The organism is Tardiphaga sp. P9-11 (genome assembly GCF_008329525.1).
GTDB lineage: Bacteria > Pseudomonadota > Alphaproteobacteria > Rhizobiales > Xanthobacteraceae > Tardiphaga.
The window spans coordinates 1246319-1271954 of the sequence record NZ_NPKQ01000001.1 but is presented as its reverse complement, the minus strand read 5'-3'; the positions used below and the strand labels follow the sequence as shown (position 1 = coordinate 1271954).

Here is a 25636-nt window from a genome sequence, read left to right as displayed (position 1 = left end):
AACTCAGTCCTGCACCCGCAGCTCATGGGCCAGACCGGCATCGGTCAGCACCCGGCGCGCCTGCAGGTCATCGTCCTCATGCACCAGAATCCGGCGCGGAATGATGCCCAATGATCCCTCGATCACGCTCATATTCTGGTCCAGCACCAGATGGTGGATATTCGCGCCATCGAGCAACGCGCCCACGGCCGAGACCAGCACCACATCGTTCGTCCGCATGATTTCGCGCAATTGGGGGCGCTCCCTGTCAGTAGCCGGGTGTGTATCTGGATGAAGTCAAGGTTCCGATGCCCTTGCCGCGCCGCTGCGCAGTTTCTATTGTGCGGGCCAATATCATTCTCGGGTCAATTCAGCAGATGGGACCACCTGTTTTCAACCTGAATTCGCCCTATTTGAACTTGAGCTCTGCCGGTGCCGGGTTTTTCCATGGCCCGACGAAGCGCCCTTATCATTCGGAGACCCCAGCGTGGCGGTGATTGTTCCCTTCGAGAGTCACGCGACAGCGTCGATTGACCAGTTGGTCAGCCTTGTCGCCTCTGACATGGAGCGCGTCAATGCGACGATCCTGTCGCGGACCGGCTCGGAAGTCACCATGATCCCCGAGGTCGCCAACCACCTGATCTCGTCGGGCGGCAAGCGGCTACGGCCGATGCTGACGCTCGCGATGGCCAACCTCACCGGCTACGTCGGCGATGGCCATATCAAGCTCGCGGCCTCCGTCGAATTCATGCACACTGCGACGCTGCTGCATGACGACGTGGTCGACCAGAGCGAATTGCGCCGCGGCAAGCTGTCTGCGCGCATGCTGTGGGGCAACGAGGCCAGCGTTCTCGTCGGCGACTTCCTGCTCGGCCAGGCCTTCCGCATGATGGTCGAAGTCGGCTCGCTGCGCGCACTCGATATTCTTTCCTCGGCAGCCGCCACCATCGCCGAAGGCGAAGTGATGCAGCTCGCCGCCGCCAAGAACACCGCCACCACTGAAGACGAATATCTCGCGGTGATCCGCGGCAAGACCGCTGAACTGTTCGCCGCCGCCTGCGAAGTCGGCCCGGTGATCGCCAACCGCCCGAAGGCCGAGCAGACCGCGTGCCGTTCGGTCGGCATGAATCTCGGTATTGCCTTCCAGCTCATCGATGACGTGCTCGACTACGGCGGCAAGGCCGCCAAGCTCGGCAAGAATGTCGGCGACGATTTCCGCGAGGGCAAGATCACGCTGCCCGTCGTGCTCGCTTTCCGCCGCGGCAACGATGCCGAGCGCGAATTCTGGATCAAGGCGCTGGAGCGCGGCGAGATCGGCGAGGGCGATCTCGACCACGCCATCGGATTGATGACCAAGCACCGCGCGCTGGAAGACACGATCAACCGCGCCCAGCATTACGGCGCCATGGCCGTCGATGCGCTGGCGCTGTTCCCGTCATCGCCGATGAAGACCGCGCTCGAGCAGGTCGTCGCGTTCTGTCTGGCACGCACACATTAAGGGCCAAACGTCACTGCACCGTGATGACGACCTTGCCCTTCGCGCGGCCGGTCTCGACATAGGCCAGTGCATCCCCGGTGTTCTCGAACGGGAACACCTTGTCGACGACCGGTCGGATCACGCCGGCTTCGATCAGGGACGTAATTTCACTCAACTGCTGCCCCTGCGCGCGCATGAACAGGAATGAATAGCGTAGGCCGAGGCGCTCGGCTTTTTTCCTCACGCCACGGCTCAGCAGACGCATGACCAGTTTCAGGAACAGGTTCAGACCGGCTTCCTTGGCGAAGGCCGGATCGGGCGGACCGGAAATGGAAATGAGCTGGCCGCCCGGCTTGAGCACACCCAGAGATTTATCGAGCGTCTTTGGATCCTGACTATTCAGCACAAGATCGTAGCCCGACAGGACCTTCTCGAAGTCCTGCGTCTTGTAGTCGATGACCACATCCGCCCCGAGACTTTTGACCAGTTCGGCATTCTTTGCACTGGTCGTCGTCGCAACTGTCGCACCGAGATGCTTGGCGAGCTGGATTGCAAAAGTCCCGACACCACCGGAGCCGGCCTGAATGAAGACCTTCTGGCCGGGCTTCACCTTGCCCACTTCGACCAGCGCCTGCCACGCCGTCAGCCCCACCAGCGGGATGGATGCCGCTTCCGCCATGGTGAGGTTTTTCGGCTTCAGCGCCACGTCAGCTTCATTGATGGCGATGAATTCGGCGAATGTACCGCCCCGATGATCGCGCGGCCGCGCATAGACTTCGTCGCCCACCTTGAACCGGCTGGCCCTGGGTCCTGTCCTGATAACCGTTCCGGCGACGTCGTGACCCAGGGTGAAAGGCGGACGATAGGGAAGAATAAGCTTGAACTCTCCATCCCTGAGCTTGGAATCCAGCAGGTTCACAGCCGTGGCGTGAATCCCGACTAGGACATCAGTGTCCTGCACCTCCGGTTCGGGCACGTTGGCCAGACGCAGAGCGCCTTTCTTTTTGTACTTATCAACGACGAATGCCTTCATGGGCTTTCTCCAATCTCAAGTTAGCAGCGGCGCCAGTCGCTCAGGAAGGAAAGAGCCTTCGGCACGAAATCGGCGTGGTACTGGAATATCCCGCCATGCCCGGCGTCTTCGTAGATCACCAGTTGTGCTCCGGAGATGCGTTGGGCCATGTCGGTACTGTTCACGGTCGGCACCATGATATCGTTGTCGCCATTCGCGATCAGAACCGGGATCTTGATATCGGCGAGATTTTGAGGCGCCTGCTGGCCCCAGGCTTTGATTGCCCTGAGTTGGCGCAGGAAAGCGCCGGGAGTCGGGCCCTTGTCCCTGTCCGCCTTGCGTTCTTTCAACCGCTTCAGAAAGGCCTTCGCGGCCTGGCGACCATTGGCCGTGGATGTGAAAAACAGATAGAATTTCGGGTCGCGCAGCGTCAGCAGACCCTTGATCATGAGCGGCCAGGACACCGCTCCGACCTTGTCGATACCTGTGCCGCCCGCAGGACCGGTACCAGTCAGGATGAGTTTCCGCACGAGGCCGGGAGCCTTCAGCGCAACATCCTGCGCCACAAATCCTCCAAGGGAAAAACCGAGCAGATCGACTTTCTCGAAACCCAACGCGCGGATCAGGGCAATCGCGTCGCGCGCCATTTCGTCGATGGTCACTGGCGCAGTGCCGGCCGACGCACCGATGCCGCGATAGTTGGTCGCAATCACGCGATGCTTGCTGGCGAGACCATCGACTATCTTCGGATCGAAATTGTCCAGCACCGCGCCCCAATGGTTAAGGAGAATGAGCGGCACGCCGCCCCGGGGGCCCAGATCTCGATAGGCAAAAGCAGTCCCTTCGACGTTGATGGAGAGATTGGGCGCCTCAATGTAGCGCGCGCCCGATCCGGCGTTGCCAGGAGCATTCGTCATTGCTTGCCCCATTGCCGCAACACCTGTGCTGTCACCAACCCGACACGGCTGCGCTCTCCTATACTCATCGCTTCTGCCTTCATTTTATCGTGGAACATCCTTGGAAGCGGTGTTACTATCAAATCAATAGTAAGTCACTACTAAAAAGATACCAACATGAAGAATCTTTCGGATGAGCCATGCCTGATTGCCCGGAGCCTCGCGGTAGTGGGGGACGCATGGAGCATGCTGATCATGCGCGACGCCCATGCGGGGCTGACCCGCTTCGATGATTTCCGCAAAGGCCTCGGTATCGCGCCGACGATGCTGACGGGGCGTCTTTCAGCGCTGACCGACGAGGGGCTGCTGGAGAAGCGCCGCTATTCCGAGCGTCCGCCACGGGACGAATATGTGCTGACGGAAGCTGGCCGCGACTTTCTGCCGGTGCTGTTTGCGATCGGTGCGTGGGGACGCAAGCATCGCGGCGGGGGCGACGTTACCCGGTTCTTCGACGCAGAGACCGGAACAGAGATCGATCCCGTTACCATCGATCGCGCAACCGGCGCCCCGGTCGGAACACGTCCCATTCGCGTCGTCGCAGTCGAATGAATCGCGCGCTACAGCCGATGAAACAGTGCAACAAGCGCTGCACCGCGTCCGCAATACACTTCCGGTTTGAGGTGTTGCTCGATTTTAAATCCGCGCGACCAATTCCTTGATCAGCGTCGTGATCCGCCCCGTCGGCGATTCCAGCTCTTTCATGATCGAGAAGTGATCCGCGCCCGGGATCTCCTCGTAGCTCACCGGCAGGCCATGCTGCACGCGATGTACGGCGAGGTCTGCGGTCTGCTGGCGCAGGATAGGCAATTCGCCACCGCCCACGACCAGTGCCAGCGGCTTGTTGGGGCCGCCATCGACCATCAAGGGCGACTGGCGCTTCGACATGGCTTCATCGAGCTTCAGCTTCTCGTTGAGATAGGACGCGCGGATCGGTTCGAGATCGTAGATGCCTGAAATGGCGACGCCGCCCTTCACCTTCGGATGCGACAGCGTTGTCGAGGTGAGGTGGCCGCCGGCGGACCAGCCGGACACCACGATCCGGTTCGGATCGCCACCGAGCGAGCGCAGCTTTTCGACCAGCGCATCGACGCCGGCATGCATCTCGGCAACGATCTCGTCGAGCGTCGCGTCCGGCGCCAGTGTATAGCCGATCGCGGCGACGTTAATACCATGGGCGATTGGGCCGGCGGCGAAGCAGGTGAAGAAGTCCTTCGAGCGCATCTGCCAATAGCCGCCGTGAATCAACAGCAGCGTCGGCCCGCCGTCGGCAGCCTTGATGAAATCGAACTTGTTGCGCTCGCGTGGGCCATAGGCAACGTCGAGATGCGCGGGATACTTCGCCTTCATGGCATCGGAGCGCTGGCCCCATCCGGCGGCGATATCGGCGCTGCCCGCAACGGCGGTCGAGTTGTTCAGGCCGGCATCGAGCTGTTCGCGTGACATCGCGCGCCAGTTGGAATCGCCGAAAGGCTTACTCATGGTTGCATCCCTGCATTGTGTACGGCGAGACTGCCTGCGAGTCCCATTTATCCAGAAAATAGTCTACACGGCTACGTCGGGATCGACATCCCAAGCATACGAATTGCTCTGCATCCAAAATTGGAGACGTGCGTGGCCTCTCAGCAAGACCTCATCAAAGCAACGGCCTGCGCCGTGGTCGATCAACTCAATGCCGGAACGGTGACGCCGCTCGACCTGCTGGACGCGCTGGAAGCCCGCATCAAGGAGGTCGATGATGGCCAGGTCAACGCGCTGCCGATTTTGTGTTTCGATCGCGCACGCGATGCTGCGAAAGAGCTGATGAAGAAGCCGCTCGGCCAGCGCGGCATCCTCGCCGGCCTGCCGGTGCCGATCAAGGATCTCACTTCCGTTGCCGGCGTGCGCACCACGCAGGGGTCGACGATCTACAAGGATGTGGTGGCGGCCAAGTCCAACGTCCTCGTCGAACGCCTCGAAGAAAACGGCGGCGTGATCTATGCGAAATCCAACACGCCTGAATTCGGCGCGGGCGCCAATACGTTCAACGAAGTGTTCGGTGCGACACTGAATCCGTGGGACCTGTCGAAGTCGGCAGCCGGCTCCTCGGGTGGCGCTGCCGCGGCGCTCGCCAGCGGAACAGCCTGGATCGCGCATGGCTCCGACATGGGCGGTTCGCTGCGCAATCCCGCCAGCTTCTGCGGCATCGTCGGCCTGCGTCCGAGCGTCGGCCGCGTGGCGTCGACGCCGTCCGTGGCACTCGCCCGGATGGTGAGCGTGCAGGGCCCGATGGCCCGCAATGTGGAAGACCTCGCGCTGATGCTCGACGCCATGAGCGGCGAACATCCTGCCGATCTGATCTCGCTGCCGAAACTGCCGACCTCGTTCCGCTCGGCTGTGCGCGCCGGCACCAAGCCGAAGCGCATCGCCTACTCACCTGACCTCGGTATCACGCCGGTCGATCCGGAAGTGGCAGCGCTCACCCGCAAGGCTGCCGAAAAGTTCGCCGAAGCAGGTGTCATCGTCGAGGAAGCGCATCCTGATCTCCGCGAAGCGCACGAATGCTTCCACGTGCTGCGCGCCTATGACTTCGCGATATCGAAACTCGGCCTGCTGCGCGACCACCGCGACAAGCTGAAGCCGGAAGTGATCTGGAATATCGAGGAAGGCCTGAAGCTCAGGGTCGAGGATCTTGCCAAGGCGGAAGCACAGCGCGTTACGCTCGCGGCGCGCGCCTACGAGTTCTTCCAGAAGTATGACCTGCTGCTTTGCCCGGCGACCATCACGCCGCCGTTCCCGATCGAGCAGCGCTATCTCGCCGAATGCAACGGCACCAAATTCGACAACTACGTGCAGTGGCTGGGCATCGTCTATGCGATCACGCTGACCTGCTGCCCGGCACTGTCGATGCCCTGCGGCTTCACTTCGACCGGCCTGCCGGTCGGATTGCAGGTAGTCGGCCCGCCGCGCGGCGAAGCCTCGTTGCTCGCCGGTGCGCGCGTGCTGGAGGACATTCTGGGCCTGCGCGATTCCACGCCGATCGATCCGCGCCCGGCGAAGTAACGCAACGCTGTCATCGCCGGGCGAGCACGAAGCAAGGCTTCGCGCTTTAGCCCGGGCATGACGACTGAGAGGATGGCGGTCACCAAGACCGTATCCAGGAAGCACCGGAGTGCTTCTCTATTCGACTTTCGTCGATAGTGCGCCGCAACAATCCCACGATATCGCGACATTGCGCCGCAGGCTGCCTGTGCTACAGGCAATCGGAGGTTCTTTTGCCACCAGCAATGCATTCCGCGGCATTGGCTTTTCGTGCCGCGCGTGGCAACGGAGCATTTCATTTCACGGAATATGAGGGCTTTACGTGGCTGAACAATTCGCACCCCCGGCGGACGGCAAACTCCACTTCGACGATGCGAAAAAGCGGATCAAGGCGATCTTCATCGGCTCGATGGGCAATCTCGTCGAGTGGTACGACTTCTACGCCTATACCGCCTTCGCATTGTATTTCGCGCCGGCCTTCTTCCCGAACTCCGACCCTGTCGTTCAGCAGCTCAATGCGGCCGTGCTGTTCGCCGCAACCTTCCTGATGCGGCCGCTCGGCGGCTGGCTGTTCGGCTATCTCGCCGATGCCTATGGCCGTCGCCTGTCGCTGACGATCTCGGTGCTGTGCATGTGCTTCGGCTCGCTGATCATCGCCTGCACGCCGACTTATGCAACCATCGGCATCGCGGCGCCGATCATTCTCGCCTTCGCCCGCATCATCGAAGGCCTCAGCCTCGGCGGCGAATACGGCGCCAGCGCTACCTATCTCTCGGAAGTTGCCGATCCCAACCATCGCGGCTTCTATTCAAGCTTTCAATACGTCACGCTGATCGGCGGCCAGTTGACCGCGATCATCGTCCTCCTGTTGCTGCAGAAGGTGTTCCTCACCGAGCAGGAACTGAAGGACTGGGGCTGGCGTACTCCGTTCGTGATCGGCGCCGCGCTAGCAATCTTCGCCGCCGTGATGCGTCGTGACATGCACGAGACCGAGCAGTTCATCGAAGCCAGGAAGCTGAAGAAGCCGCGCGGCTCGCTGCGCGCGCTGCTAGCCTATCCACGCGAACTTCTGCTGGTCGTCGGCCTGACCGCCGGCGGTACCGCTGCATTCTACACCTTCACAACCTACATGCAGACCTTCGTGAAGCTGTCGGTAGGCCTTACCGCCGACCAAACCACCACGGTGATCTTCGGCACGCTGGTGTTTGCCTGCCTGCTGCAGCCGATCTATGGCGCCATTTCCGACCGCATCGGCCGCAAGCCGCTGCTGATCTTCTTCGGCGTTGCCGGCACACTGGCAACCGTTCCGATCCTCACGACACTGCAGACCACCAAGTCGCCGTTCACAGCGTTCCTGCTGATCTGCGGCGCCTGGATCTTCGTCGCCGGCTATACCTCGATCAATGCGGTGGTGAAGGCCGAACTGTTCCCGACCAATATCCGTGCGCTGGGCGTCGGCGTGCCCTATGCGCTGACGGTGTCGATCTTCGGCGGTACGGCGCCGGCGATCGCGCTGTACTTCAAGCAGATAGGCCATGAACAGTGGTTCTACTATTATCTGTCGGGCATGATCTTCCTGTCACTGCTGATTTACGCCACCATGCGCGACACCAAGCACAAGTCGGCGATGCATCGTCACGAGTGATAGTCACAGTCTGAACACGGAGCGTCAGCCATGACCGAGGACCACACCCCGCCGGATTCCAAGCTGACGCAAACCAAACAGCGCTGGGCGCGCGAGGGCCGGTTTCTCACCGGCAAGATTGCGCGCCCGGAAGACCAAAGACTTCCACCCGGCCAGCACCTCACCCAGGACTGGCCGGTGCTGGATCTGGGCATTACGCCCAACATTTCCCGCGAGCGCTGGCGCCTCGATGTCTATGGCGCCGTCGAGACGCCGCTGTTCTGGGATTTCGCGCAGTTTTCCGCAGCACCGCAATCCACCTTCATTTCCGACATCCACTGCGTCACCACCTGGTCGCGTTACGACAACCAGTGGGAGGGTCTGTCGACACGTGCGTTGCTGGATGCCTGCCAGCCGAAGCCGGATGCCCGCTTCGTCGTACTGGAATCCCATGACGGCTACACTACGAACCTGTCGCTGGAAGATTTCGCCGCGGAGGACGCGCTGCTGGCGCATTCGTGGCAGGGCACGCCGATCGAGCGCGACCATGGCGGCCCGGTGCGCGTGATCGTGCCGCATCTGTATTTCTGGAAGAGCGCCAAGTGGCTGCAGCGCATCGAATTCGTCGGCGACGACAAGCCCGGTTATTGGGAAGTCCGCGGCTACCACAACCGCGGCGATCCGTGGCAGGAGCAACGGTATTCGGACGATTGATGGCGACGCGTTGATGAAACTCTATTTCAGCACTTCGCAAACGCTGCGATGGTCCTGACGCATGAGCCCCTCGCTGCGGCAGGAGACTTTCGCCCACCAGCCATCGAGCGACTCGCGATCGCAATGCAGCTTGACGCTCATGCCATCGGCAAACTCGATCCATTCGGGAAAGCGATGCGACGGCACTGCGATCACCACGGGGATATCGCTCGAGAGTGCGCGTTCGATCAGATAGGCCAGCCCCTTGCCCTCGCGCTCCTGCTTACCGAACCGGTTGATGATGACAAGATCTGCGCCCTGGTCGATAGCGTCGGCGACCTGCGTACCCGCATCGAGCAATTGTCCGACGTCCAGCTTGCAGCCCTTCGCGCCGGGGCCGAGATCCTGAAACAAGCGCACCTGCGCACCGGTATGCAACATCACTGCGGTCAGCTTCGGCACATCGAATTCGCGATGCCCGAGCTGCACCAATCCAACAGCGCGAATGCCCTGCTTGCTCAGATTTGCCGCGAAAGCGTGCAGCACCGCGTCGGGATCCTGATCTTTCTCATAGACCAGCGCAGCCAGATCGCATTGGGCATCGAACATTGCGGGATTCCAGTTGAGACCCAGCACGCCGGGAACGGCCGAGGACAGCACAATGCTAGTCCAGAATAGAGGCATTCGAAAGCGCGATCGGCATCACGGTCGCGATATATTTATCTGGATACAACGGCGGAACCGGCGGGTGGCAAGCTAGAACCTGCGCTTCTTGCCAATGTCGCCCTTCAGCGCCAGCAGCTCCTTGCGCGCGGCGGTGGTCGCAGCGTTCTCGATGCCGCGATAGCGCTTGATGAGCGTCAGGCCGAATGGCGTGAGGATAGCGCCCCCACCATTCTTGCCACCGGTCTGGCGCTCGACGGCCGCCTGCCCGCAGATCCGGTTGAGTTCATCCACCAGATCCCAGGCGCGTTTGTAGGACATCGCCATGGCGCGGCCGGCGGCCGAAATCGAACCGGTGGCGTGAATATGTTCGAGGAGCTGGATTTTGCCCGGTCCGATCCGTCCCTCGGGATCGAGGTCGATGCGGATACTGAGGACTGGCGCGGGCGAGCTGGCTGGTTTGGACATGACCCAAGTCTACGTCCCCGGACGTAGCGTTTCCAGTCTGACAATCAAGGAACGTCTCAGCGTTGGCGACATTCGGGGCAAACAACTTCGCCCCTGGTCACATGCGCGATGCCGCGACAAACCCATTTCCGCGCGATCGCGTGCAACGGCCGCCGAGCCAGCTGATAAATGAAATACACGTCGAGCATGATGAAATCGAATCCGTTCGTCCCGGCATAGATAGGGCGGCGCTCTGCAATCAGAACGCCGCCTTTTTCGTATCTGCTATCCGTTTTGGTTAGCCATGCAGCTTCTTGGCGGTTTCGGCGATCACCTTGCCCTGATAACGGGCACCAGCCAGCTCATTGGCCGAAGGCTGGCGACTGCCGTCACCACCGGTCAGCGTGGTCGCGCCATAGGGCGAACCGCCGGTGACTTCATCGAGCTTCATCTGGCCCTGGAAGCCGTAATTGAGGCCAACGATGGTCATGCCGAAATGCAGCAGGTTGGTGATGATGGAGAACAGCGTGGTTTCCTGGCCACCGTGCTGGGTCGCGGTCGACGTGAAGGCACCGCCGACCTTGCCATGCAGCGCGCCCTTCATCCACAGGCCACCGGCCTGATCGAGGAAGTTGGCCATCTGCGAGGCCATGCGGCCGAAGCGGGTGCCGGTGCCGACGATGATCGCGTCGTAATTGGCGAGATCGTCGATGGTCGCGATCGGCGCTGCCTGGTCCATCTTGTAGTAGGACGCCTTGGCGACCTCGGCAGGCACCAGTTCAGGCACGCGCTTGATATCGACAGTGGCGCCGGCTTCGCGGGCACCTTCGGCGACGGCATTGGCCATCGCTTCGATGTGGCCATAAGCGGAATAATACAGAACGAGTACTTTGGTCATGGTCAGTCTCCGTTGGATATCTGATTGAGGGGGGTGGGTTGATGATCGATGGGCGCCGTCAGGCCGCGTCCACCAGAACGAGTTCGGAATCTTCCAGCGCGGTGATCGTGACGTTGGCTTCATCACGGATGGCGACGCCATCGCGGGCATTGACGCGAATGCCGTTGATCTCGATCGCGCCGGCGGCCGGCACGAGGTAGCCGTTGCGCGCGGCACCGAGCGGATATCGCGCAGTCTCACCGGCCTTCAGTGTGGTTGCCAGCACCCGGGCGTCAGCCCGGATCGGCAGTGCCCCGGCGTCGTCCTTGAAGCCGCTCGCAATGGTCACGAACTGGCCCGAACGATCGGCCTTCGGGAACGGCTTGGCGCCCCAGCAGGGCTGGCCGCCCGTTTGGGTGGGCTCGATCCAGATCTGGAAGATCCGCGTGGTCGCCGGCTCCAGATTGTATTCGGAGTGTCGGATGCCCGAGCCCGCGCTCATCACCTGGACGTCGCCAGCCTCGGTGCGGCCGGTATTGCCCAGACTGTCCTGATGCGTGATCGCGCCTTCGCGGACATAGGTGATGATTTCCATGTTGGAATGCGGATGCGCAGGGAAGCCGGTGTTCGGCGCGATCTCGTCGTCGTTCCACACGCGCAGGCTGCCGTGACCCATATTCTCGGGGTCGTAGTGACTGCCGAACGAGAAATGGTGCTTGGCTTTGAGCCAGCCGTGGTCGGCGCCACCGAGTTTGTCGAAAGGTCTGAGGTCGATCATGACGAAATCCTCATCTGGTTACTTGCGTTTGATGCATTTGCATCCTGGGCATCTGGATATGTCCTCACAGATGGCTCATAAATAGAAATGATTGAAACTCATCGTTTCGGATTTTGACATGCCCAAACTCCCCGATTTCGAGGCGCTGGCGATTTTCGCCAAAGTGGTTGAGCTGCGGTCCTTCGCGGCGGCGGCGACCGAATTGACCCTGTCCAAGGCCACCGTCTCCAAGGCCATCAGCCGGTTGGAGGATCGCCTGGGCGCGCGGCTGTTCAACCGGACCTCGCGGCGGCTGGCGCTGACGGACGCCGGCAAGACGCTGGCGGTGAAGGCCGCGCAATTGCTGGTGGACGGCGAAGCGCTCGAGAACGAGGCGCTGGCGCAATCGGCGACACCGCGCGGGCTGGTACGGCTGGCCGTGCCGATGACCTTTGGCACCAATACGGTGGCGCATTTGCTGCCGGAGTTCCTCGCCAAATATCCGGAAGTCTCCATCGACCTCAGCCTCAGTGATGCGACCGTCGATCTGATCGGCGAAGGTTTCGACGCTGCAATCCGCATCGCCACGCTGCCGGACTCATCACTGATCGCGCGGCGGCTCTGTCCGGTGAAGCGCCATATCGTGGCGGCGCCGTCCTACTTCGCAAAATACGGTCGGCCGACGCATCCCATGCACCTCGCCGACCACAAATGCTTTGGCTACACCTATCTCTCCACACCCGGCGTCTGGCACTTCACCAATGCGGCCGGCGAACAGGCCAGCGTTCGGCCTGCCGGGCCGCTCCGCGTCAACAATGGCGAGGCGCTGCTGCCTGCGCTGATTGCCGGATTGGGGATCAGCGACTTGCCGGATTTCATCGTCGGCGACGCGTTGGCAAGCGGCGCGCTGGAAGCCGTGTTGCAGGACTGGTCGCAATCGTCGAGCGGTGTCTATCTCGTCACGCCGCCGGGCGGTCCGCGCCCCGCCCGCGTCGAGGTGCTACTGGAATTCCTCGCTGACAAACTCGCCGCGACCGGCAAGCGCGCACGCCGGACCTGAACTAGCTCGCCTTCATCATCTGCCCGTAGATGCCGAAATACTGGTCGCGCATTGTGGCAATATCGAATTCGGTGACGAAATTCTTCGCGGTCTTCGCAATTCTCTCCGCGACCTTCGGCTGTGCTGCAAGCGCCACAATCTTGTCGGCAAGATCCTCCGCCGAACCGACCTTGAACTTGATGCCGTTCAAGCCGTCCACCAGCAGTTCCGCAGGGCCGTCGACATCTGCGGCGATGATGGGCAGGCCGACGGCCATGGCCTCCAGCAACACCAGGCCGAAACCTTCGAAGCGTGACGGCAACACGAAGATGTCCGCCTCCTCCAGCGGCCCGCGCACGTCGGTATGACCGCACAGAAACCGAACGCGATCGGCAACGCCTTCGGCAATCGTCAACGCCTTCAGGCTGAGCAGCGGCCCCTGATCGTCGCGCGGCGGACTGCCGACAAAGTCGCAGCGGAGATTGAGCCCGCGCGCCACGCAGAGACTGATCGCTTTGATCAGGATGTCCTGACCTTTCTGTTTCGGATAGATTCGGGCGACATTGATCAATCGCAACGGTGTACCAAAGCGACGCTGTCGCGCGACCGCGTCGAATGTCGCCAATGGAATACCATTATGCACCTTGAAGAGGCACTTCAGTTTGGCGGCTTGGCACTCGCGCTCGACCGCCGCCGAAATTGCGATGTTCCAGTCGACGAAACGCTGATGGAGTCGAAGCTTCACGCGGTCCCATGCATTGACGAGGCCTGTGTTGTGGATCGTGTAGCCAACGCTCATTGGTCGGTAGAGTTTGCTCAGCATCGCGAAGTGCTTGGCGCCGCTGTCATGCGCATGAATGACGCGAACGTCGTGCTTGCGTATGATGTTGAGCAGCGTCAGGATGATGCGTGGATTGCGGTTCCCGGGTGCACGCTTGAGGAAATAGACGGGATGACCGGTGGCCGCCAACTCGGCGGCGAGATCGGGATGGAACCAGTCATTGATGACGACGAAGACCTGCGGAACACCCTCCTCCGACGTGCAGCTAGCCGCAAAATTAATCAGCAATCGCTCTGAGCCGCCCACTGTCAGCGACGAAATCAACTGAAGTACAGACGCCACTTTGAAATGCTCCCGGCCCGAATGCCGGGCGACTTCCAAATCCGTCGCACTCCAAACGGCCCGATTGCGAAATAGCGCGAGGGCTTTTGTCTGTTCAGAGTAATCCATTCCCTATTTCTGCTGATGGTCATGGCTATTCTGCGGCGCACCAAATGCGTCGCGGAAGCGAATTCTGGCGGAAAGGCGGCAGAGTTGGGCGGGAATGCGCACCCAGGTTGACGGTGCGCCAAAACACATCAGATTTTCCGAAAGCGCAAAACTTCCACGCTATTTCCAGCAACGCTACATTCGTTGCTTTCGCTCGATGATATTCAGTCAGCCATTTCATTGACTGAATCCGTGTCGGACGTAGCTTTGATGCTCGCCACTGCATCAGAGAAAGTGACCATGACCGCCTCTTCCACATCGCGCCGCTTGCTTTCAACGCTCATCGCCACCGCCTTCAGCGCAGCACTCGCCACCTCCGCCTTTGCAGCCGATCAGATCACGCTGCGCATCGGCGACCAGAAGGGCGGTAACCGTTCGCTGCTGGAAGCGGCTGGACTCACCAAAGACCTGCCTTACAAGATCCAGTGGTCGGAATTCCCTGCAGCCGCGCCGATCCTCGAAGCCATCAATGCGGGCGCGCTCGATGTCGGCCACACCGGCGATCTCGCTTTCCTAACGGTGTTTGCCAACGGCTCGCCGATCAAGGCGATCGGCGGCGTGCGCGCCAATGCCGATACGCAGGCAATCCTCGTGCGGCAGGACTCGCCGATCAAGACCGCGGCCGACCTCAAGGGCAAGCGCCTCGCCGGCACGCGCGGTGGCTGGGGCCAGTTTCTGATCGACGCCACGCTGGAGAAAGCCGGCTACAAGATCACCGACGCCACCTTCGCGCCGCTCGGTCCCGTCGATGCCAAGATCGCGCTGGTCGCTGGCTCCATCGATGGCTGGGCGGTCTGGGAGCCCTATGTCTCCTATGCCGTGCTGAAGGACAACGCGCGCGTCGTCGCCGATGGCGCTGGACTCACGCCGACGCTCACCTTCATCATCGCCTCTGACCAGGCCATCGCCACCAAGCGCGAAGCAATCGCTGACTTCCTGCGGCGTCTCGACAAGGCGCGCAACTGGTCGCGCGAACACATCGAAGACTACGCGAAGAACACCGCCGAACTGACCAAACTGCCGGAAGATGTGCTGGTGCGTGCCTACAAGGCACAGGACACCCGGCCGATCGCCATCGACGACGGCGTGGTGAAGGAGTTCCAGGAGGCGTCGGACCGCGCCACACGCTACGGAATCCTGTCGAAGCAGGTCGACGTCAACAAAGCGGTGGATCGCAGCTTCACACAGGCTGCGCCGGCGTCGAACTGACGGAGGGCTGCGCGGCGAGAATGCGCATCGTCGCAATCGCCGCGATCAGCGACAACACTGTGGCGACGCTGAACAGCGTCCCATAGCCGAGCAAATCGGCAATGCGGCCCGACAGCATCGAGCCAATGAAATAGATAATGAGCTGGGCACATGCTAAAATCGTGAAGTCGGTGCCCGGCTGATCTTTCGAGGCCGCCGCCATGAACAGGCTGTAGAGCGCCACAATCTCCATATAGCGGATCAGCGTCTGGAATCCGGCCGCGCCGAGGATCGGCCAGATGCCGCTGACCACGCCCAGCGCATGCGCCGTGAACAACGCAAAGCAGATGGTGCGGAGAATGCCCAGCAAGCCGAGCGTCCAGCCGGTGCCGCAGCGTTGCAGCAGCCACGCCGCACCGGCAGCGCCTGCGAGACCCGCCGTCGTCGCAGCACCACCGGAGAGATAACCGATCTGTTTGAGCGGCACGCCGGCATCGACGAGGTAACTGCCCTCCATCGCCTTCACGAGGCCCTCGCTCATCCGGTAGATCAGCGCGATCCAGAGAATGTTGCGCACCTCGCGGCGGCGCAGGAAGGCCATCACCGACGGCCGCGGCTTCGCGGGATCCACATGTTCGGCTTCGTCCTCGCGCATGGCGAAGGCGGCAAAAAGCGGGATCAGCGAGAAGCCGGCGATGGTCAACAGCATGCCGGCCCAGCCGATATGGGTATACAGCACGAGACCCAGCGTGCCGCCGATCACTACGCCGAAGGCGACGGATCCACCCTGGATCGCATTGCCGATGGCGCGATCTTCCGGCGCGAGATACTTCGCGGCATAGCCGTCGGTGGCAACGTCCTGCGTCGAGATCAGCAACGAACCGAACAAGCCGACGGTGATAATGCCCCAGATATTAGTTGCGCCGAGCGGGATCAAACACAGCAGGCTGACAATCACGCCGGCCTGGGTCACGATCACCCAGCCAGCGCGATGCGCGCGCGCGAAGGGACGAATGCGATCGACGACGGGAGCCCAGAAGAATTTCAGCAGCAACGGCAGGAACCAAAGGCTGAGATAGCCGATCTCGCTGCGCGAGACTCCGGCCTCGCGCATGATCGGTGGCAGGGCTGCGGCGAACAGATAGGACGGGATCGCCTGCGCCAGATACAGCCCACCGAGCACGACGAACAGGCGCTTGCGTCCCATAACGGCAACCGGCGTGGATGCGTGAAGCCCCGCGGCGCTCATGCGGGGTCGCGATGGTCGGCGAGAAAGGCGCGCGCGGCGGTCTCGTCCTCGAGTACCACCAGCCGCATTGGCCAGAGCTTCTGAAACGTCTCTTCCATCTTCCTGTTGGCTCCGGGCCGTACGATCGCTGCCGCGCGGCAGTGCGCCGAGATATGACTGCGGGTGGCCTTGAACCACAGCGCCTGTTCGCGCTCGCCCGCGACCGACAGTTTGCCGCCGCCACCGAAGATGGTGAGCAACTCGAACGGTTGGTCGTGCTGGCCGATCCGGACCAGCGCGGCCAGATAGTCGCGCTCGTCCGTATCGGCATAGGGCGGCAGAAACCGTAGCGTCAGCAGGCTACCTGCGATATCCAGATCGACCATGATGGCAATTCGAACTCCCTGGGAAGTGGCCTTGGAAGGTTTGTCTTGTTTGAGCGTGATCTGATCCGAAAGCCGGCGACCACTTTTCGAGATCACGCCTAGAATGTCTTGCGATAGCCGACAGTCACCGTACGCCCCCATGAATAGACCGGCAGGTTGCGCACCGACGTCGCGGTCGGATTCTGCAACTCCGCATCGAACAGGTTGTTGACGGCTGCATAGGCCTCGCCGCCATAGACCGGTCCGCTCAGCGCGGCATTCATCGTAAAGCCACCCTCGATGGGATAGACCGTATTGGTCAGGTTGATGCCGCGGTTGCGGCCGGCATAGCCCTCGCCCTCGATGCGCAGCTTGATGCCATTGTCGAAACGATAATCGCCGAAGATCAGACCACGCACCGGGCTTCCGATCCGGTTGTTGGGCAACCACGAGTCAAGGACGCCGTCCTTGTTGGTGTCATAGCGGCCTTCCTTGTAGCCGATCGTGGTGCCAAGCGTGAAATTACGATTGATCGCCATCTCGCCGATATATTCGACGCCGTAGATCATTTCCTTCTGCTGCGAGATCAGGTTGGTGACGGGATCGAAGGTCACGCCCTTCTCGGAGGTGCTGACGAAGCCGGTGATGCTGCCCTTGTAGGGGCCATCGCCGCCACGGATGCCAATTTCGTAATTGTTGACGATCTGGGCTTCCGGCGCGATCGAACTGAAGGAGATAGTCTGACGTGCAACCGGCAGACAGTTCGGCGTCGCCACCGGACAGGCATAGGCCGTGGACGACAGGCCGGCACGGCGCGTATAGGCGCCGACATCAGGCAGCGCATAGCCCTGCGAGAAGCCGCCGAACAGATCGATCTTGTTGTTCAGCTTGAAGGTGGCGCCCAGATTATAAGTTGGCGAGGCATATTCGTACTGTCCGCCAACGACGTTGAGCTGCGGCAGCACCAGCGGCACGACGCCGAGGCCTGGAAACGCGACAGCCGCATAGGCCGATGGGCGGAGGAAGTTGTCGACGCTGAGATCAAAATGTTCATAACGCACGCCACCGCGCGCGGTCAGGCGATCGGTGATCGGTACCTGCAGCAACGCAAAGCCGGCGGTCGTCACCTGCGTCAGCGGCGTGAACACGTCGCGGCCATCGGTGAGCGTCTGCCAGGTCTTGTCGTGAGTGACGTCGCTACCCCAGGTGATCTTGGCGCCATTCCAGATGCGGTCGAGCGGCGTATCGATGGACAGATTTACGCCGCCGCGCTCCGAATACAGCGTGGTCTGGTTGGCCGAGCTGGTCGGGCTCCGCGGATTGCCGGAGTAATAGACCAGCGAGTTGTAGGGATAGGAGAACTCCGAATAGTTGAACCGCTTCTTGATGTCGTTATAGAAGCCGACCACGCTGAGATTGCCGAGCACGAAGTCGGTATCGCTATAGCGCAATTGGAACGAGCGCGAATCTTCCAGCACGCTCTGCCCGGTATAGGGCTTAGTGAAATCCGGCTTCGCATAGGCGCCGGAATAATCGGTGAGATATTTCGGCGTCTGGTCGAGATAGAACTGGCTGACCGACGCTTCGATGCGCTTGCCGCCGTCGAAGTCGTAACCGATCTTGCCCAGGAAATTTCCGCTGACGAGGCGATCGCCGCCGCCCTGGCCGAGCATCGCATCCGATGGCTGCTCGCGGCCCGCGCCGTCATAGGTTTTCTGCGCGCCGCGGCCGCTACCGACGAACACATAGTCGATGCCGTTGGTACCCTTACCACTGACCGTCGCCGACATTTCCGGCGCCAGCGAACCGCCGGGATCCGCCGTGAAGGTGCGCAATGCAGTGTTGACGCTGACGCGCGGACCGCCCGGCTGAGCCTTCTTGGTGATGAAGTTCACGGTGCCACCGGTGGCGCCGGCGCCATAGAGGCTGGAAGCACCGGCGACGAGTTCGACCCGCTCGACCGTATTCAGGTCGATTAATGCCAGGATGCGCGAGACATCGCGCAGCGGCGTTGTCAGCGGCACGCCGTCCATCAGCACCAGCAGGTCGCGGCCGCGATAGCTCTCCGAGGCGCCGGAGATGGTCTGGTTCGAGACCGAGAAACCCGGCAGCAGCTTGGCAAGCAGCGCGGATGCGCTGCCGTTCTGCTTGAGCTGTTCCTCAATCTCTTTCTGTTCGACCACCTGCACCGTCTGCGGAATATCTGAGATCAATCGTTGCGCACGCGCGGCGGTCACCGTGATCTCGTCGAGCGTGACGCCCGCGCTTTGCTGCGCGACGGCCTGCGATGACATGAACCCGACGACGGGGATGAGAACGAATTTGCTGTAACGCATGGGCTCGGGGTCTTCCGTTTGTTCGTGGCGACGAAGCGCTGGAGACATCGAGCCGGTCAACTCGACCAGGGGCCGCAGCAGTTTGGAATCAATGTAAATTCCAGACGCGGCTTTACTCTTCTTACGCCTGCGCATTCCGTCTATCGTTACAGCGATACGGCACAGCCCATGGCATGACTTGGACTCGATGAATTGATAGTCGGACTGGAGCGAACGAAGCGGTTTGGATTCGATGCTGTGGCAAACGCGCATCAGTCACGGTCTTCGTCCTGCGCCGATGCCGCTCCCGATTGCCCGCTGGTGCCGCTCTGGCTCGTCGCCGACGATATCGACGACAGCTTGCGCAAGCCGTTAGAAAGCCGCCTGCCGTGGAAGAGCGTACAGCGCAATTCGCTGGGATCGTTTCGCGCCGCTCCGTTCCACTCGAAGGCGATCCTGCGAATGCAGCCGCATCTCGGATTGATGTCGTGCTTCGATCCGGCGCCGCTCTGGACCATGCCCGACGACGATAGCGCCACGACTGGCAACGACACACCGCAGGACATCCTGGTGCTGCGTCCATCCGATGGCGTGGTGATCGTCCAGCAGGACGGCCAGCGCCAGATATGCATGCCGCGCGAGGCGATCATTCTGGATCCCAGCCGCGCCACCACCTTCATCATGAAGGATGTGAGCCGTGTCGATTGCCTGCTGCTTGCAGGCACTGGCCATACCGGGTTGCGCCACATCGCCCACGACAATGGCGGGCTGATCGCGCTCGGTCACTACGCCGCCGCAGTGATGCGCGGCTTGCTGCCGATGAATTCGGCGGCGCTCACCGGCCTCGCCATCGACTACATGAACGGCCTCGTCGGCACGATAATCGACGAGGCGGATGCACCGGAACGACGCGCGGGTCTGCGGCAGGACCGGCCTACCATCAGTCTGCTGTCCCTCAAGGCCGATATTGAGGCCAGCCTCAGCCAGCCGACGCTGTCACTGGAACGGCTGGCGACGACACATGGCGTGACCGCGCGCTATTTCCAGAAACTGTTTGAGGCCGAAGGCCGCACATTCTCGGATTATCTGCTGGAGCGTCGGCTCGAGCGCGCCTTCCACATGCTGCGCGACGGCCACCGGATAGACCGCACCGTCAGCACCATCGCCTTCGATGTCGGGTTCGGCGACCTGTCTTACTTCAACCGCACCTTCAAGAAGCGATTCGACGCGACACCCCGTGAAATACGGGCGCGGTTTGAAACGATGCTGCTGGATACGATGCCGGACGCGGACGCCTGAAGCGTCAGTTCACCTTAGCGACCGTCGTGTCCTTGCGCGGCAAGATCTCCACCGTCGCCGTGCGGCCCGCGACCAGCGTCGCACCTGCCTGAACAGCGTCGAGTGCGATGCGCACCGGCACGCGCTGGGCGAGACGGACCCAACTGAAGGTCGGCGTCACATTGGCCAGCAAGTTGCTGCCCTCTGCCCGGTCGCGATCCTCGATGCCCGCAGCCACGCTCTCGACATGGCCAGTGAGTTTGGCGGCATCGCCCATCAGATGAATATGGACGGAATCGCCGACGTGAATGCGCGACAGCTTGGTCTCCTCGAAGTATCCATCAACATGCAGACTCGATGTATCGACCAGCGCCATCACGCCCTTGCCGGCGGCGACATAGGTGCCGGGACGCAAATCCATGTTGGAGATCACGCCGGAGACCGGAGCATGAACCTCGCTGCGATCGAGGTTGAGCTGCGCCACCGCCTGATCGGCGACAGCCTGATCCAGTGACGCCTTGGCCAGGAGCTGCGTTGCCAGCACCTGCTCCTTCTTCTGCTGCGACACCGCCGCAGTGGTAAGGTCATTGTAGCGCTTCAGATCGAGATCGGCCTGCTCGAGGCTGGCCTTGCGGCCGGCCACGACCGCCTCGGCCTGCTGCAGTGCCAGGGCAAAGCGCGCGCGATCGATCCGCATGATGACATCGCCGCGCGTCACTTTCTGATTGTCCTTCACCAGGATCTCGGTGACGAAGCCGGACACATCTGGCGCCACGGTGACCACATCAGCGCGGACGCGGCCGTCGCGCGTCCACGGCGCATCCATGTAATAGATCCAGAGATAACGCCCCACGGCGAGCGCAGCGACAACCGCCAGCGCGGTGACGGCGAAACGACGAACAAAACTCACAGTGTTTTTCATGACAGCAATCCGGAGGATAAATAGACCACGCCGCCGAGCAGGCAGACGTACAGAGCAAGATCGAACAGTGCGCGGTGCCAGACATAGCGATAGAGGCCCGAGCGCTCGATCAACGGGCGCAGCAGCGCGCCCATGGCGTAAGTGATGACCAGCCACAGCATCAGCGATGGCATCAGCACACCGAACAGATCGATTTCATATCTCATGCCGCCACACTCCCGGCGAGAAGGCCCGGTTCGGGCAGATAGGCGGGCGCGGATGGAAACAGTCCACGGCGAATGCCGACGAGTCCGATCAGCGCATCCGCGCGCCCGGCCCCGCGCTCGCTGATGGCCTCCGACAGCGCGTGATCGACCTTCGCCAGCAGCGGCTCGGGCATCGCGCCGCCTCTGTAATTGCGGAAGCTCACGGCCAGTTCGTCCAGCATCGTGTCCATGGCACTGAGGGTAGGTGACGACAGGTGATGCCGCGCGCGGCGCAGATCGACGATATTCAGTCCGACGCGCAATTCGCGCAGGTTATCGACCGTGCGCAGTTCGGAATCTTTCAGCGCCGTCAGCCGCGGCGCCAGCAGACCGATACGGTTCAGCATCAGCCCGGCAAAGGCGGCACGATCGCGATTGCCGCGCTGTTCGGCGGCCTGCGCGATGGCGATCCAGCCGCGCCGCATCAGTCGCTTGACGCTCCATTCGGCGCCGACCGAGCGGATCAACTGGATCGAGATGACAGATAGTTCGGTGCCGACGAAGAAGGCGACGCTGGAATTGGCGAACGTCGCGAAGTCCGCGTTATAGGTCGTCTGCAGCGCCATCAGAGTCGCGGTATTCGCCGCCAGCAGCATGCCAATGAAGAACGTCGCCGGACGTGCGATCAGATAGCCAAACAGCAGGAAGGTTGGCGCCAGCGCAGCGACCAGCAGTTCGACATCGGTAATGGCCGGCAGGATGGCGAACAGATAGATCGCGATGATCACCATCGCGACCAGCGTCCATTTGGCGAACCCGCGCAAGCCGACGGCGGGATCATCCATGCTGGCGAAGAACGAGCAGCCGACAGCCGCCATGGTCGGCGCCGTCGCGCCATCGGTCCAGCCAGTGGTGATCCAGAAGGCACAGCAGACCAGAATGGTGATGAACACGCCGGCTGCGGACCACAGCGCCATGCCGTGATCGACATGCCGCACCGGCGCGACGCCGGCTTCGGCCTGAAACGCAAGTTTCGCGCCCGGCGGACGGCCGCCTTCGGCAATCGCCTGATTGAGGACGCGGCAATCCGCGGAAATATCGACGAGCTCGCGCATCCGCAGCAACAGGCTCGCGATCATGATCTCGTTCCACGACGACGACGCGCTCAGCTTCGGCTGCTGCGCAGCGATCATGCTGCGTAGTTTGTCGGCGGGCTCTCGCGCCGTGCCATTGTCGGCAATCCAGGCGGAGACGTCGTCGACCAACGCCATCAGTTGCGGATAGGTCGTCCGCGCATCTTCGCCCAAAGCGTCGATGCGGTCGCCCATGGATGACAGCAGCGGCAGGAATGTCAGCATCCGCGTGCGCAGCGCGCGCATCCAGCGCGAGGCCTCGCGTCCGCCGAGCCGGTCATAGGCCAGATGATCGGCCAGCGTATCGATATCGACGGCATCGGCCGCAAGCTTGAGGCGTAGATCGCGGGTCGCCGGATCGGCGCTTCGGCCGGCGAGCACGTCTTGCGTCAGCCTGCGCGCGTCGGCAAGCCAGCTATCGACGCGCGCGGCGACGGCAGGGCCGACGCTGCGCGGCAGCAGAATGGTCGAGACCAATGTCGCGCAGAGGATACCGACGATGATCTCCTCACTGCGCGCCACGGCGGTATCGAAGATCGCGGCGGGTTCGTTAACTGAGGGAAAGCTGATCAGCGCGCAGGTGTAGCCCGCCAGCATGAACATGTAGCCGCGCGGCGCCTTGTCCAGCAGCGACACATAGAGACAGAGGCCGACCCACAGCGCGATGGCCAAGCTCAGCAGTTCCGGTGAATTGACGAGGTTTGGCACCAGCACGACGCTGGCGGAGGCGCCGACCAGAGTGCCGATGACGCGAAACAGCGCTTTCGAACGCGTCGCGCCAGCCAGCGGCTGCGAGGCGATATAGACCGTGGCCAGCGCCCAATAGGGCCGCGGCAGATCCATCGCAAAACCAATCAGCAGCGCCATCATGCCGGCGATAAAGGTTTTCACGGAGAAGATGATATCGGCGTGACGGACAAGAAACGGCGGTTGGGCAGCAGTGGAGGTCATGGCAGTGCGTCCGCCTCCTCGGCGGCCTCATACAGGCGATTGGCCGATTGCTCGATCCGTCCGAGCACATCGAAGGCGATCGCGAGCTCGTCCGGCGCAATGCCTGTCATCAAGTCGGCGCGCAAGCGGCGCATCACACGCTTGATTCCCTCGGCCTTGGCCTGGCCAAGCTCGGTCAGATGCAGCACCTTGGCGCGGCGGTCGGTCGGATCCTCGCGGCGCTCGACCAGCCCTTCTGCGGCGAGCAGATCGATCAGCCGGACCACCGATGGACCTTCGAGCCCCATTTCATCCGCGAGCACGCCCTGACGCACATTCTCCCGCCCGGCGCGTGACAGGATCAGGAGCGGATGGGCCGTCGCCTCGGACAGGCCATGCGCCGACAGGGTCTGGTCAGCCTTGCGGCGCCAGACCCGTGCCAGTCGCGCAACCAGCAGGCCCAGTTCGGCCTGGATATGTGCTTGGGAGTGGGGCATGGAATTTAGATAGGATGCTATCGATTAGGCTGCAATCGATTTTGTGCGGCGCGTCAATCACGCTGTGGTGAGGATTCGACGACGGGCTGGCAGACGCGTGAGCCCGGCCGGCAAGCCTGGATTGTCGAACGGCGCCCGCGGCCGAAAGAGGGAATTTTCTTAATGTTTCCCGTGGGCCGCGCCTTTCAGCGATTGAAATCCCCCTTGTTTCTGCCATGTTCGCGCCCAAAGCAGGCATCGGGTAGTGTTCTCAAGCGCGCGAATCTCCATCGCGCGGATGCTCCATTTGAAAGCGGCAAAGGAATTCCATGGCGAAGCCAGCAGTGATTGTCGTCGGCGCGGACAAGGGTGGCGTCGGTAAGACCACAGTGTCGCGGACGGTTCTGGATTATTTCAGCGCCAACAACGTCCCGACACGCGCTTTCGACACCGAAGCGCCGCGCGGCACGCTGAAGCGGTTCCATTCGGACATCACCGAGATCGTCGACATGACGACCACGGCCGACCAGATGAAGATCTTCGATACGCTCAACAGCGCGTCCCCCTCGGTGACCGTGATCGACGTCCGCGCAGGCCTGCTGTCGCGGGCGTTGGCCGATCTGCGTGACATCGGTTTCCTCGATGCCGCCAAGTCCGGCCAGATCACCTTCGCCGTGTTTCATATTTTGGGCCCATCGATCGCCTCACTGGACGAAATCGCCGAGACCGCCGGTTTCATGGACGGCGCCAAGTATTTCCTGGTGAAGAACTTCATCAACAACACCAGCTTCTTCGAATGGGACCAGGCGACCTACAACTCCTATTTCCACCGCATCAAGGGTGCCACCGAGATCACCATCCCGAAGCTGAACGAAATGGCCTATGAGCAGGTCGAAGTCTCCAGCGTGCCGTTCCTGAAATTCGTCGCCAACAAGGGACCGCAGGACGAGGCCGCGAATTACTCGTTCGTGCTGCGCGGCTATGTCCGGCACTGGCTCGCCAATGTCTGGAGCGAATTCGACCGCATCAAGCTGACCGACATCGTCCACGACAAGCCGGGCGCCCGCACCCCCGGCGAGAAATAACCCGATTATCGATTGGATGGGCGGCGGTTTAGCCTGATATTACGCCGATGCGCCGCACGCCCGTCTATATCATCTGCTCAACGCGACCGATGGTCGGCAAGACGCTGCTCGCACGTCTGCTGTGCGAGTTCCTGAAGCTACAGCGCGGTGATGTCATCGGCTTCGATGTCAGCCTCAAGGAGCCCTCGCTGCTGGATTTCCTGCCGAAGCTGACCGAGACCGCCGACGTGGGCGACACCTTCGGCAAGATGTCGCTGATGGACCGGCTCATCATCAATGACGACGTCGCCAAGGTGATCGACCTCGGCTACCACGCCTTCGACGAATTCTTCACAATGACCGGCGAGATCGGTTTCGCCAAGGAAGCCGCGCGCCGCGGCGTCGCGCCGATCGTGTTCTTCATGGGCGACAGCAATCGGGCCTCATTGCGTGGCTACGAGATGCTGCAGCAGCAATTCTCCCGCAACTCGCTCTATGTGATCGACAACGAACACGTGCTGCGCGGCGAGATTCCGGTCGCACTGGCGCAGGGCCGCCTGCTGCGCATTGCGGCACTGCCGGTATTTCTCAAGACCTATATCGACCGGCTGAATTTTTCCTTCACCGGCTATTTGCGCTCGGAACAGGATTCATCGACCGAACTGCACCAGTGGATCCGGAAGAACTATTTCAGCTTTCGCGAGATCGAGCTGGGGCTGTTGCTGCAGGGGTCGTGACGG

Annotated in this window: 26 protein-coding genes; 10 read left to right on the top strand and 16 right to left on the bottom strand. The window is 61.8% G+C overall.

The features are described 5' to 3' along the window. Positions 1-3: 3 nt before the first annotated feature. Positions 4-231 carry a putative signal transducing protein gene (locus CIW50_RS05855; RefSeq protein ID WP_116661319.1) on the bottom strand — a complete coding sequence of 76 codons (228 nt, stop codon included), beginning with the start codon at positions 229-231 and terminating at the stop codon, positions 4-6. A gap of 235 nt (positions 232-466) precedes the next feature. Between CIW50_RS05855 and CIW50_RS05850 the strand changes: the two genes are divergently transcribed. Beyond that, on the top strand, positions 467-1477 hold the full coding sequence (locus tag CIW50_RS05850; protein WP_149530255.1) for a polyprenyl synthetase family protein: 1011 nt from the start codon (positions 467-469) through the stop codon (positions 1475-1477). A gap of 10 nt (positions 1478-1487) precedes the next feature. On the opposite strand, the gene CIW50_RS05845 is transcribed toward CIW50_RS05850, so the two are convergent. Together CIW50_RS05845 and CIW50_RS05840 are read right to left on the bottom strand one after the other, a co-directional pair. Then, positions 1488-2489 carry an NADP-dependent oxidoreductase gene (locus CIW50_RS05845; protein ID WP_149530254.1) on the bottom strand — a complete coding sequence of 334 codons (1002 nt, stop codon included), beginning with the start codon at positions 2487-2489 and terminating at the stop codon, positions 1488-1490. A 20-nt stretch (positions 2490-2509) separates the two neighbouring features. Next, the gene (locus tag CIW50_RS05840) at positions 2510-3385 is read right to left on the bottom strand and encodes an alpha/beta fold hydrolase (protein WP_149530253.1); all 876 of its coding nucleotides are present in this window, start codon (positions 3383-3385) and stop codon (positions 2510-2512) included. 156 nt (positions 3386-3541) lie between these two features. Here CIW50_RS05840 and CIW50_RS05835 point away from each other — a divergent pair, with 156 nt between their 5' ends. Continuing rightward, positions 3542-3973 (top strand): winged helix-turn-helix transcriptional regulator, encoded by a 432-nt coding sequence (locus CIW50_RS05835; protein WP_149530252.1) that lies wholly within the window; start codon positions 3542-3544, stop codon positions 3971-3973. An 84-nt stretch (positions 3974-4057) separates the two neighbouring features. Here CIW50_RS05835 and CIW50_RS05830 read toward each other — a convergent pair whose 3' ends face one another. After that, positions 4058-4903 (bottom strand): alpha/beta hydrolase, encoded by an 846-nt coding sequence (locus tag CIW50_RS05830; protein ID WP_149530251.1) that lies wholly within the window; start codon positions 4901-4903, stop codon positions 4058-4060. Positions 4904-5035: 132 nt separating this feature from the next. Here CIW50_RS05830 and CIW50_RS05825 point away from each other — a divergent pair, with 132 nt between their 5' ends. The 3 genes from CIW50_RS05825 (at position 5036) to CIW50_RS05815 (ending at position 8780) form a co-directional block, all read left to right on the top strand. Further along, positions 5036-6463, top strand: a complete 1428-nt coding sequence (locus CIW50_RS05825; RefSeq protein ID WP_149530250.1) for an amidase — start codon at positions 5036-5038, stop codon at positions 6461-6463. A 388-nt stretch (positions 6464-6851) separates the two neighbouring features. Beyond that, positions 6852-8087: an MFS transporter gene (locus CIW50_RS05820; RefSeq protein ID WP_149530442.1), complete on the top strand. Its 1236-nt coding sequence runs from the start codon at positions 6852-6854 to the stop codon at positions 8085-8087. Between the two features lie 30 nt (positions 8088-8117). Continuing rightward, positions 8118-8780 carry a sulfite oxidase-like oxidoreductase gene (locus tag CIW50_RS05815; protein WP_149530249.1) on the top strand — a complete coding sequence of 221 codons (663 nt, stop codon included), beginning with the start codon at positions 8118-8120 and terminating at the stop codon, positions 8778-8780. Positions 8781-8801: 21 nt separating this feature from the next. Here CIW50_RS05815 and CIW50_RS05810 read toward each other — a convergent pair whose 3' ends face one another. The 4 genes from CIW50_RS05810 to CIW50_RS05795 all read right to left on the bottom strand — a co-directional run bounded on the left by CIW50_RS05810 (position 8802) and on the right by CIW50_RS05795 (position 11524). Continuing rightward, on the bottom strand, positions 8802-9368 hold the full coding sequence (locus CIW50_RS05810) for a DUF2478 domain-containing protein (RefSeq protein ID WP_149530441.1): 567 nt from the start codon (positions 9366-9368) through the stop codon (positions 8802-8804). Positions 9369-9515: 147 nt separating this feature from the next. Then, positions 9516-9890 carry a winged helix-turn-helix domain-containing protein gene (locus tag CIW50_RS05805; RefSeq protein ID WP_149530248.1) on the bottom strand — a complete coding sequence of 125 codons (375 nt, stop codon included), beginning with the start codon at positions 9888-9890 and terminating at the stop codon, positions 9516-9518. Positions 9891-10167: 277 nt separating this feature from the next. Then, positions 10168-10767 (bottom strand): NAD(P)H:quinone oxidoreductase, encoded by a 600-nt coding sequence (wrbA, locus tag CIW50_RS05800; RefSeq protein ID WP_149530247.1) that lies wholly within the window; start codon positions 10765-10767, stop codon positions 10168-10170. Between the two features lie 58 nt (positions 10768-10825). After that, positions 10826-11524, bottom strand: a complete 699-nt coding sequence (locus CIW50_RS05795; protein ID WP_149530246.1) for a pirin family protein — start codon at positions 11522-11524, stop codon at positions 10826-10828. A gap of 118 nt (positions 11525-11642) precedes the next feature. Between CIW50_RS05795 and CIW50_RS05790 the strand changes: the two genes are divergently transcribed. Beyond that, positions 11643-12563, top strand: coding sequence for a LysR family transcriptional regulator (locus CIW50_RS05790; RefSeq protein ID WP_149530245.1), 921 nt, complete (start codon positions 11643-11645; stop codon positions 12561-12563). 1 nt (position 12564) lies between these two features. Here the strand turns inward: CIW50_RS05790 and CIW50_RS05785 are convergent, their stop codons facing one another. Further along, entirely contained in the window at positions 12565-13665 is a 1101-nt protein-coding gene (locus CIW50_RS05785) for a glycosyltransferase family 4 protein (protein ID WP_172980225.1), read from the bottom strand. 387 nt (positions 13666-14052) lie between these two features. On the opposite strand from CIW50_RS05785, the gene CIW50_RS05780 reads away from it, so the two are divergent. Then, positions 14053-15021 carry an ABC transporter substrate-binding protein gene (locus CIW50_RS05780; protein WP_149530243.1) on the top strand — a complete coding sequence of 323 codons (969 nt, stop codon included), beginning with the start codon at positions 14053-14055 and terminating at the stop codon, positions 15019-15021. Here the strand turns inward: CIW50_RS05780 and CIW50_RS05775 are convergent. The 3 genes from CIW50_RS05775 to CIW50_RS05765 form a co-directional block, all read right to left on the bottom strand. Next, on the bottom strand, positions 14993-16207 hold the full coding sequence (locus tag CIW50_RS05775; protein ID WP_246664153.1) for an MFS transporter: 1215 nt from the start codon (positions 16205-16207) through the stop codon (positions 14993-14995). The genes CIW50_RS05780 and CIW50_RS05775 overlap by 29 nt on opposite strands. Before the next feature lie 38 nt (positions 16208-16245). Beyond that, entirely contained in the window at positions 16246-16614 is a 369-nt protein-coding gene (locus CIW50_RS05770; RefSeq protein ID WP_149530241.1) for a hypothetical protein, read from the bottom strand. A 98-nt stretch (positions 16615-16712) separates the two neighbouring features. Next, positions 16713-18929 carry a TonB-dependent receptor gene (locus CIW50_RS05765; protein WP_149530240.1) on the bottom strand — a complete coding sequence of 739 codons (2217 nt, stop codon included), beginning with the start codon at positions 18927-18929 and terminating at the stop codon, positions 16713-16715. Positions 18930-19166: 237 nt separating this feature from the next. Between CIW50_RS05765 and CIW50_RS05760 the strand changes: the two genes are divergently transcribed. Beyond that, positions 19167-20207 carry a helix-turn-helix transcriptional regulator gene (locus CIW50_RS05760; protein WP_246664152.1) on the top strand — a complete coding sequence of 347 codons (1041 nt, stop codon included), beginning with the start codon at positions 19167-19169 and terminating at the stop codon, positions 20205-20207. Positions 20208-20211: 4 nt separating this feature from the next. Here CIW50_RS05760 and CIW50_RS05755 read toward each other — a convergent pair whose 3' ends face one another. From CIW50_RS05755 to CIW50_RS05740, 4 genes are read right to left on the bottom strand one after another with little or no spacing between them, the layout of a single operon-like run. Continuing rightward, a complete protein-coding gene (locus CIW50_RS05755) occupies positions 20212-21108 on the bottom strand; it encodes an efflux RND transporter periplasmic adaptor subunit (protein WP_149530239.1) in 897 nt (298 codons plus the stop codon). Then, positions 21105-21314: a DUF1656 domain-containing protein gene (locus tag CIW50_RS05750; protein WP_149530238.1), complete on the bottom strand. Its 210-nt coding sequence runs from the start codon at positions 21312-21314 to the stop codon at positions 21105-21107. The genes CIW50_RS05755 and CIW50_RS05750 overlap by 4 nt, the downstream gene beginning before the upstream one ends. Continuing rightward, positions 21311-23377 carry an FUSC family protein gene (locus tag CIW50_RS05745; protein ID WP_149530237.1) on the bottom strand — a complete coding sequence of 689 codons (2067 nt, stop codon included), beginning with the start codon at positions 23375-23377 and terminating at the stop codon, positions 21311-21313. Before CIW50_RS05745 ends, CIW50_RS05750 begins: the two co-directional genes overlap by 4 nt. Next, positions 23374-23853, bottom strand: coding sequence for a MarR family winged helix-turn-helix transcriptional regulator (locus tag CIW50_RS05740; protein WP_149530236.1), 480 nt, complete (start codon positions 23851-23853; stop codon positions 23374-23376). The genes CIW50_RS05745 and CIW50_RS05740 overlap by 4 nt, the downstream gene beginning before the upstream one ends. A 308-nt stretch (positions 23854-24161) precedes the next feature. On the opposite strand from CIW50_RS05740, the gene CIW50_RS05735 reads away from it, so the two are divergent. Together CIW50_RS05735 and CIW50_RS05730 are read left to right on the top strand one after the other, a co-directional pair. After that, a complete protein-coding gene (locus tag CIW50_RS05735) occupies positions 24162-24917 on the top strand; it encodes a P-loop NTPase family protein (protein ID WP_149530235.1) in 756 nt (251 codons plus the stop codon). Positions 24918-24964: 47 nt separating this feature from the next. Next, complete coding sequence (locus CIW50_RS05730; protein WP_149530234.1) at positions 24965-25633, top strand: Rossmann-fold NAD(P)-binding domain-containing protein; 669 nt, start codon at positions 24965-24967, stop codon at positions 25631-25633. Positions 25634-25636: the final 3 nt, after the last annotated feature.

Bases quoted from the DNA above. Each gene is read 5' to 3' on its own strand.
- CIW50_RS05845 (WP_149530254.1), bottom strand. From the start codon at position 2,489: ATGAAGGCATTCGTCGTTGATAAGTACAAAAAGAAAGGCGCTCTGCGT.
- CIW50_RS05840 (WP_149530253.1), bottom strand. From the start codon at position 3,385: ATGACGAATGCTCCTGGCAACGCCGGATCGGGCGCGCGCTACATTGAG.
- CIW50_RS05835 (WP_149530252.1), top strand. From the start codon at position 3,542: ATGAAGAATCTTTCGGATGAGCCATGCCTGATTGCCCGGAGCCTCGCG.
- CIW50_RS05830 (WP_149530251.1), bottom strand. From the start codon at position 4,903: ATGAGTAAGCCTTTCGGCGATTCCAACTGGCGCGCGATGTCACGCGAA.
- CIW50_RS05820 (WP_149530442.1), top strand. From the start codon at position 6,852: ATGGGCAATCTCGTCGAGTGGTACGACTTCTACGCCTATACCGCCTTC.
- CIW50_RS05815 (WP_149530249.1), top strand. From the start codon at position 8,118: ATGACCGAGGACCACACCCCGCCGGATTCCAAGCTGACGCAAACCAAA.
- CIW50_RS05810 (WP_149530441.1), bottom strand. From the start codon at position 9,368: ATGTTCGATGCCCAATGCGATCTGGCTGCGCTGGTCTATGAGAAAGAT.
- CIW50_RS05805 (WP_149530248.1), bottom strand. From the start codon at position 9,890: ATGTCCAAACCAGCCAGCTCGCCCGCGCCAGTCCTCAGTATCCGCATC.
- wrbA (WP_149530247.1), bottom strand. From the start codon at position 10,767: ATGACCAAAGTACTCGTTCTGTATTATTCCGCTTATGGCCACATCGAA.
- CIW50_RS05795 (WP_149530246.1), bottom strand. From the start codon at position 11,524: ATGATCGACCTCAGACCTTTCGACAAACTCGGTGGCGCCGACCACGGC.
- CIW50_RS05790 (WP_149530245.1), top strand. From the start codon at position 11,643: ATGCCCAAACTCCCCGATTTCGAGGCGCTGGCGATTTTCGCCAAAGTG.
- CIW50_RS05780 (WP_149530243.1), top strand. From the start codon at position 14,053: ATGACCGCCTCTTCCACATCGCGCCGCTTGCTTTCAACGCTCATCGCC.
- CIW50_RS05775 (WP_246664153.1), bottom strand. From the start codon at position 16,207: ATGGGACGCAAGCGCCTGTTCGTCGTGCTCGGTGGGCTGTATCTGGCG.
- CIW50_RS05770 (WP_149530241.1), bottom strand. From the start codon at position 16,614: ATGGTCGATCTGGATATCGCAGGTAGCCTGCTGACGCTACGGTTTCTG.
- CIW50_RS05765 (WP_149530240.1), bottom strand. From the start codon at position 18,929: ATGCGTTACAGCAAATTCGTTCTCATCCCCGTCGTCGGGTTCATGTCA.
- CIW50_RS05755 (WP_149530239.1), bottom strand. From the start codon at position 21,108: ATGAAAAACACTGTGAGTTTTGTTCGTCGTTTCGCCGTCACCGCGCTG.
- CIW50_RS05750 (WP_149530238.1), bottom strand. From the start codon at position 21,314: ATGAGATATGAAATCGATCTGTTCGGTGTGCTGATGCCATCGCTGATG.
- CIW50_RS05745 (WP_149530237.1), bottom strand. From the start codon at position 23,377: ATGACCTCCACTGCTGCCCAACCGCCGTTTCTTGTCCGTCACGCCGAT.
- CIW50_RS05740 (WP_149530236.1), bottom strand. From the start codon at position 23,853: ATGCCCCACTCCCAAGCACATATCCAGGCCGAACTGGGCCTGCTGGTT.
- CIW50_RS05735 (WP_149530235.1), top strand. From the start codon at position 24,162: ATGGCGAAGCCAGCAGTGATTGTCGTCGGCGCGGACAAGGGTGGCGTC.
- CIW50_RS05730 (WP_149530234.1), top strand. From the start codon at position 24,965: ATGCGCCGCACGCCCGTCTATATCATCTGCTCAACGCGACCGATGGTC.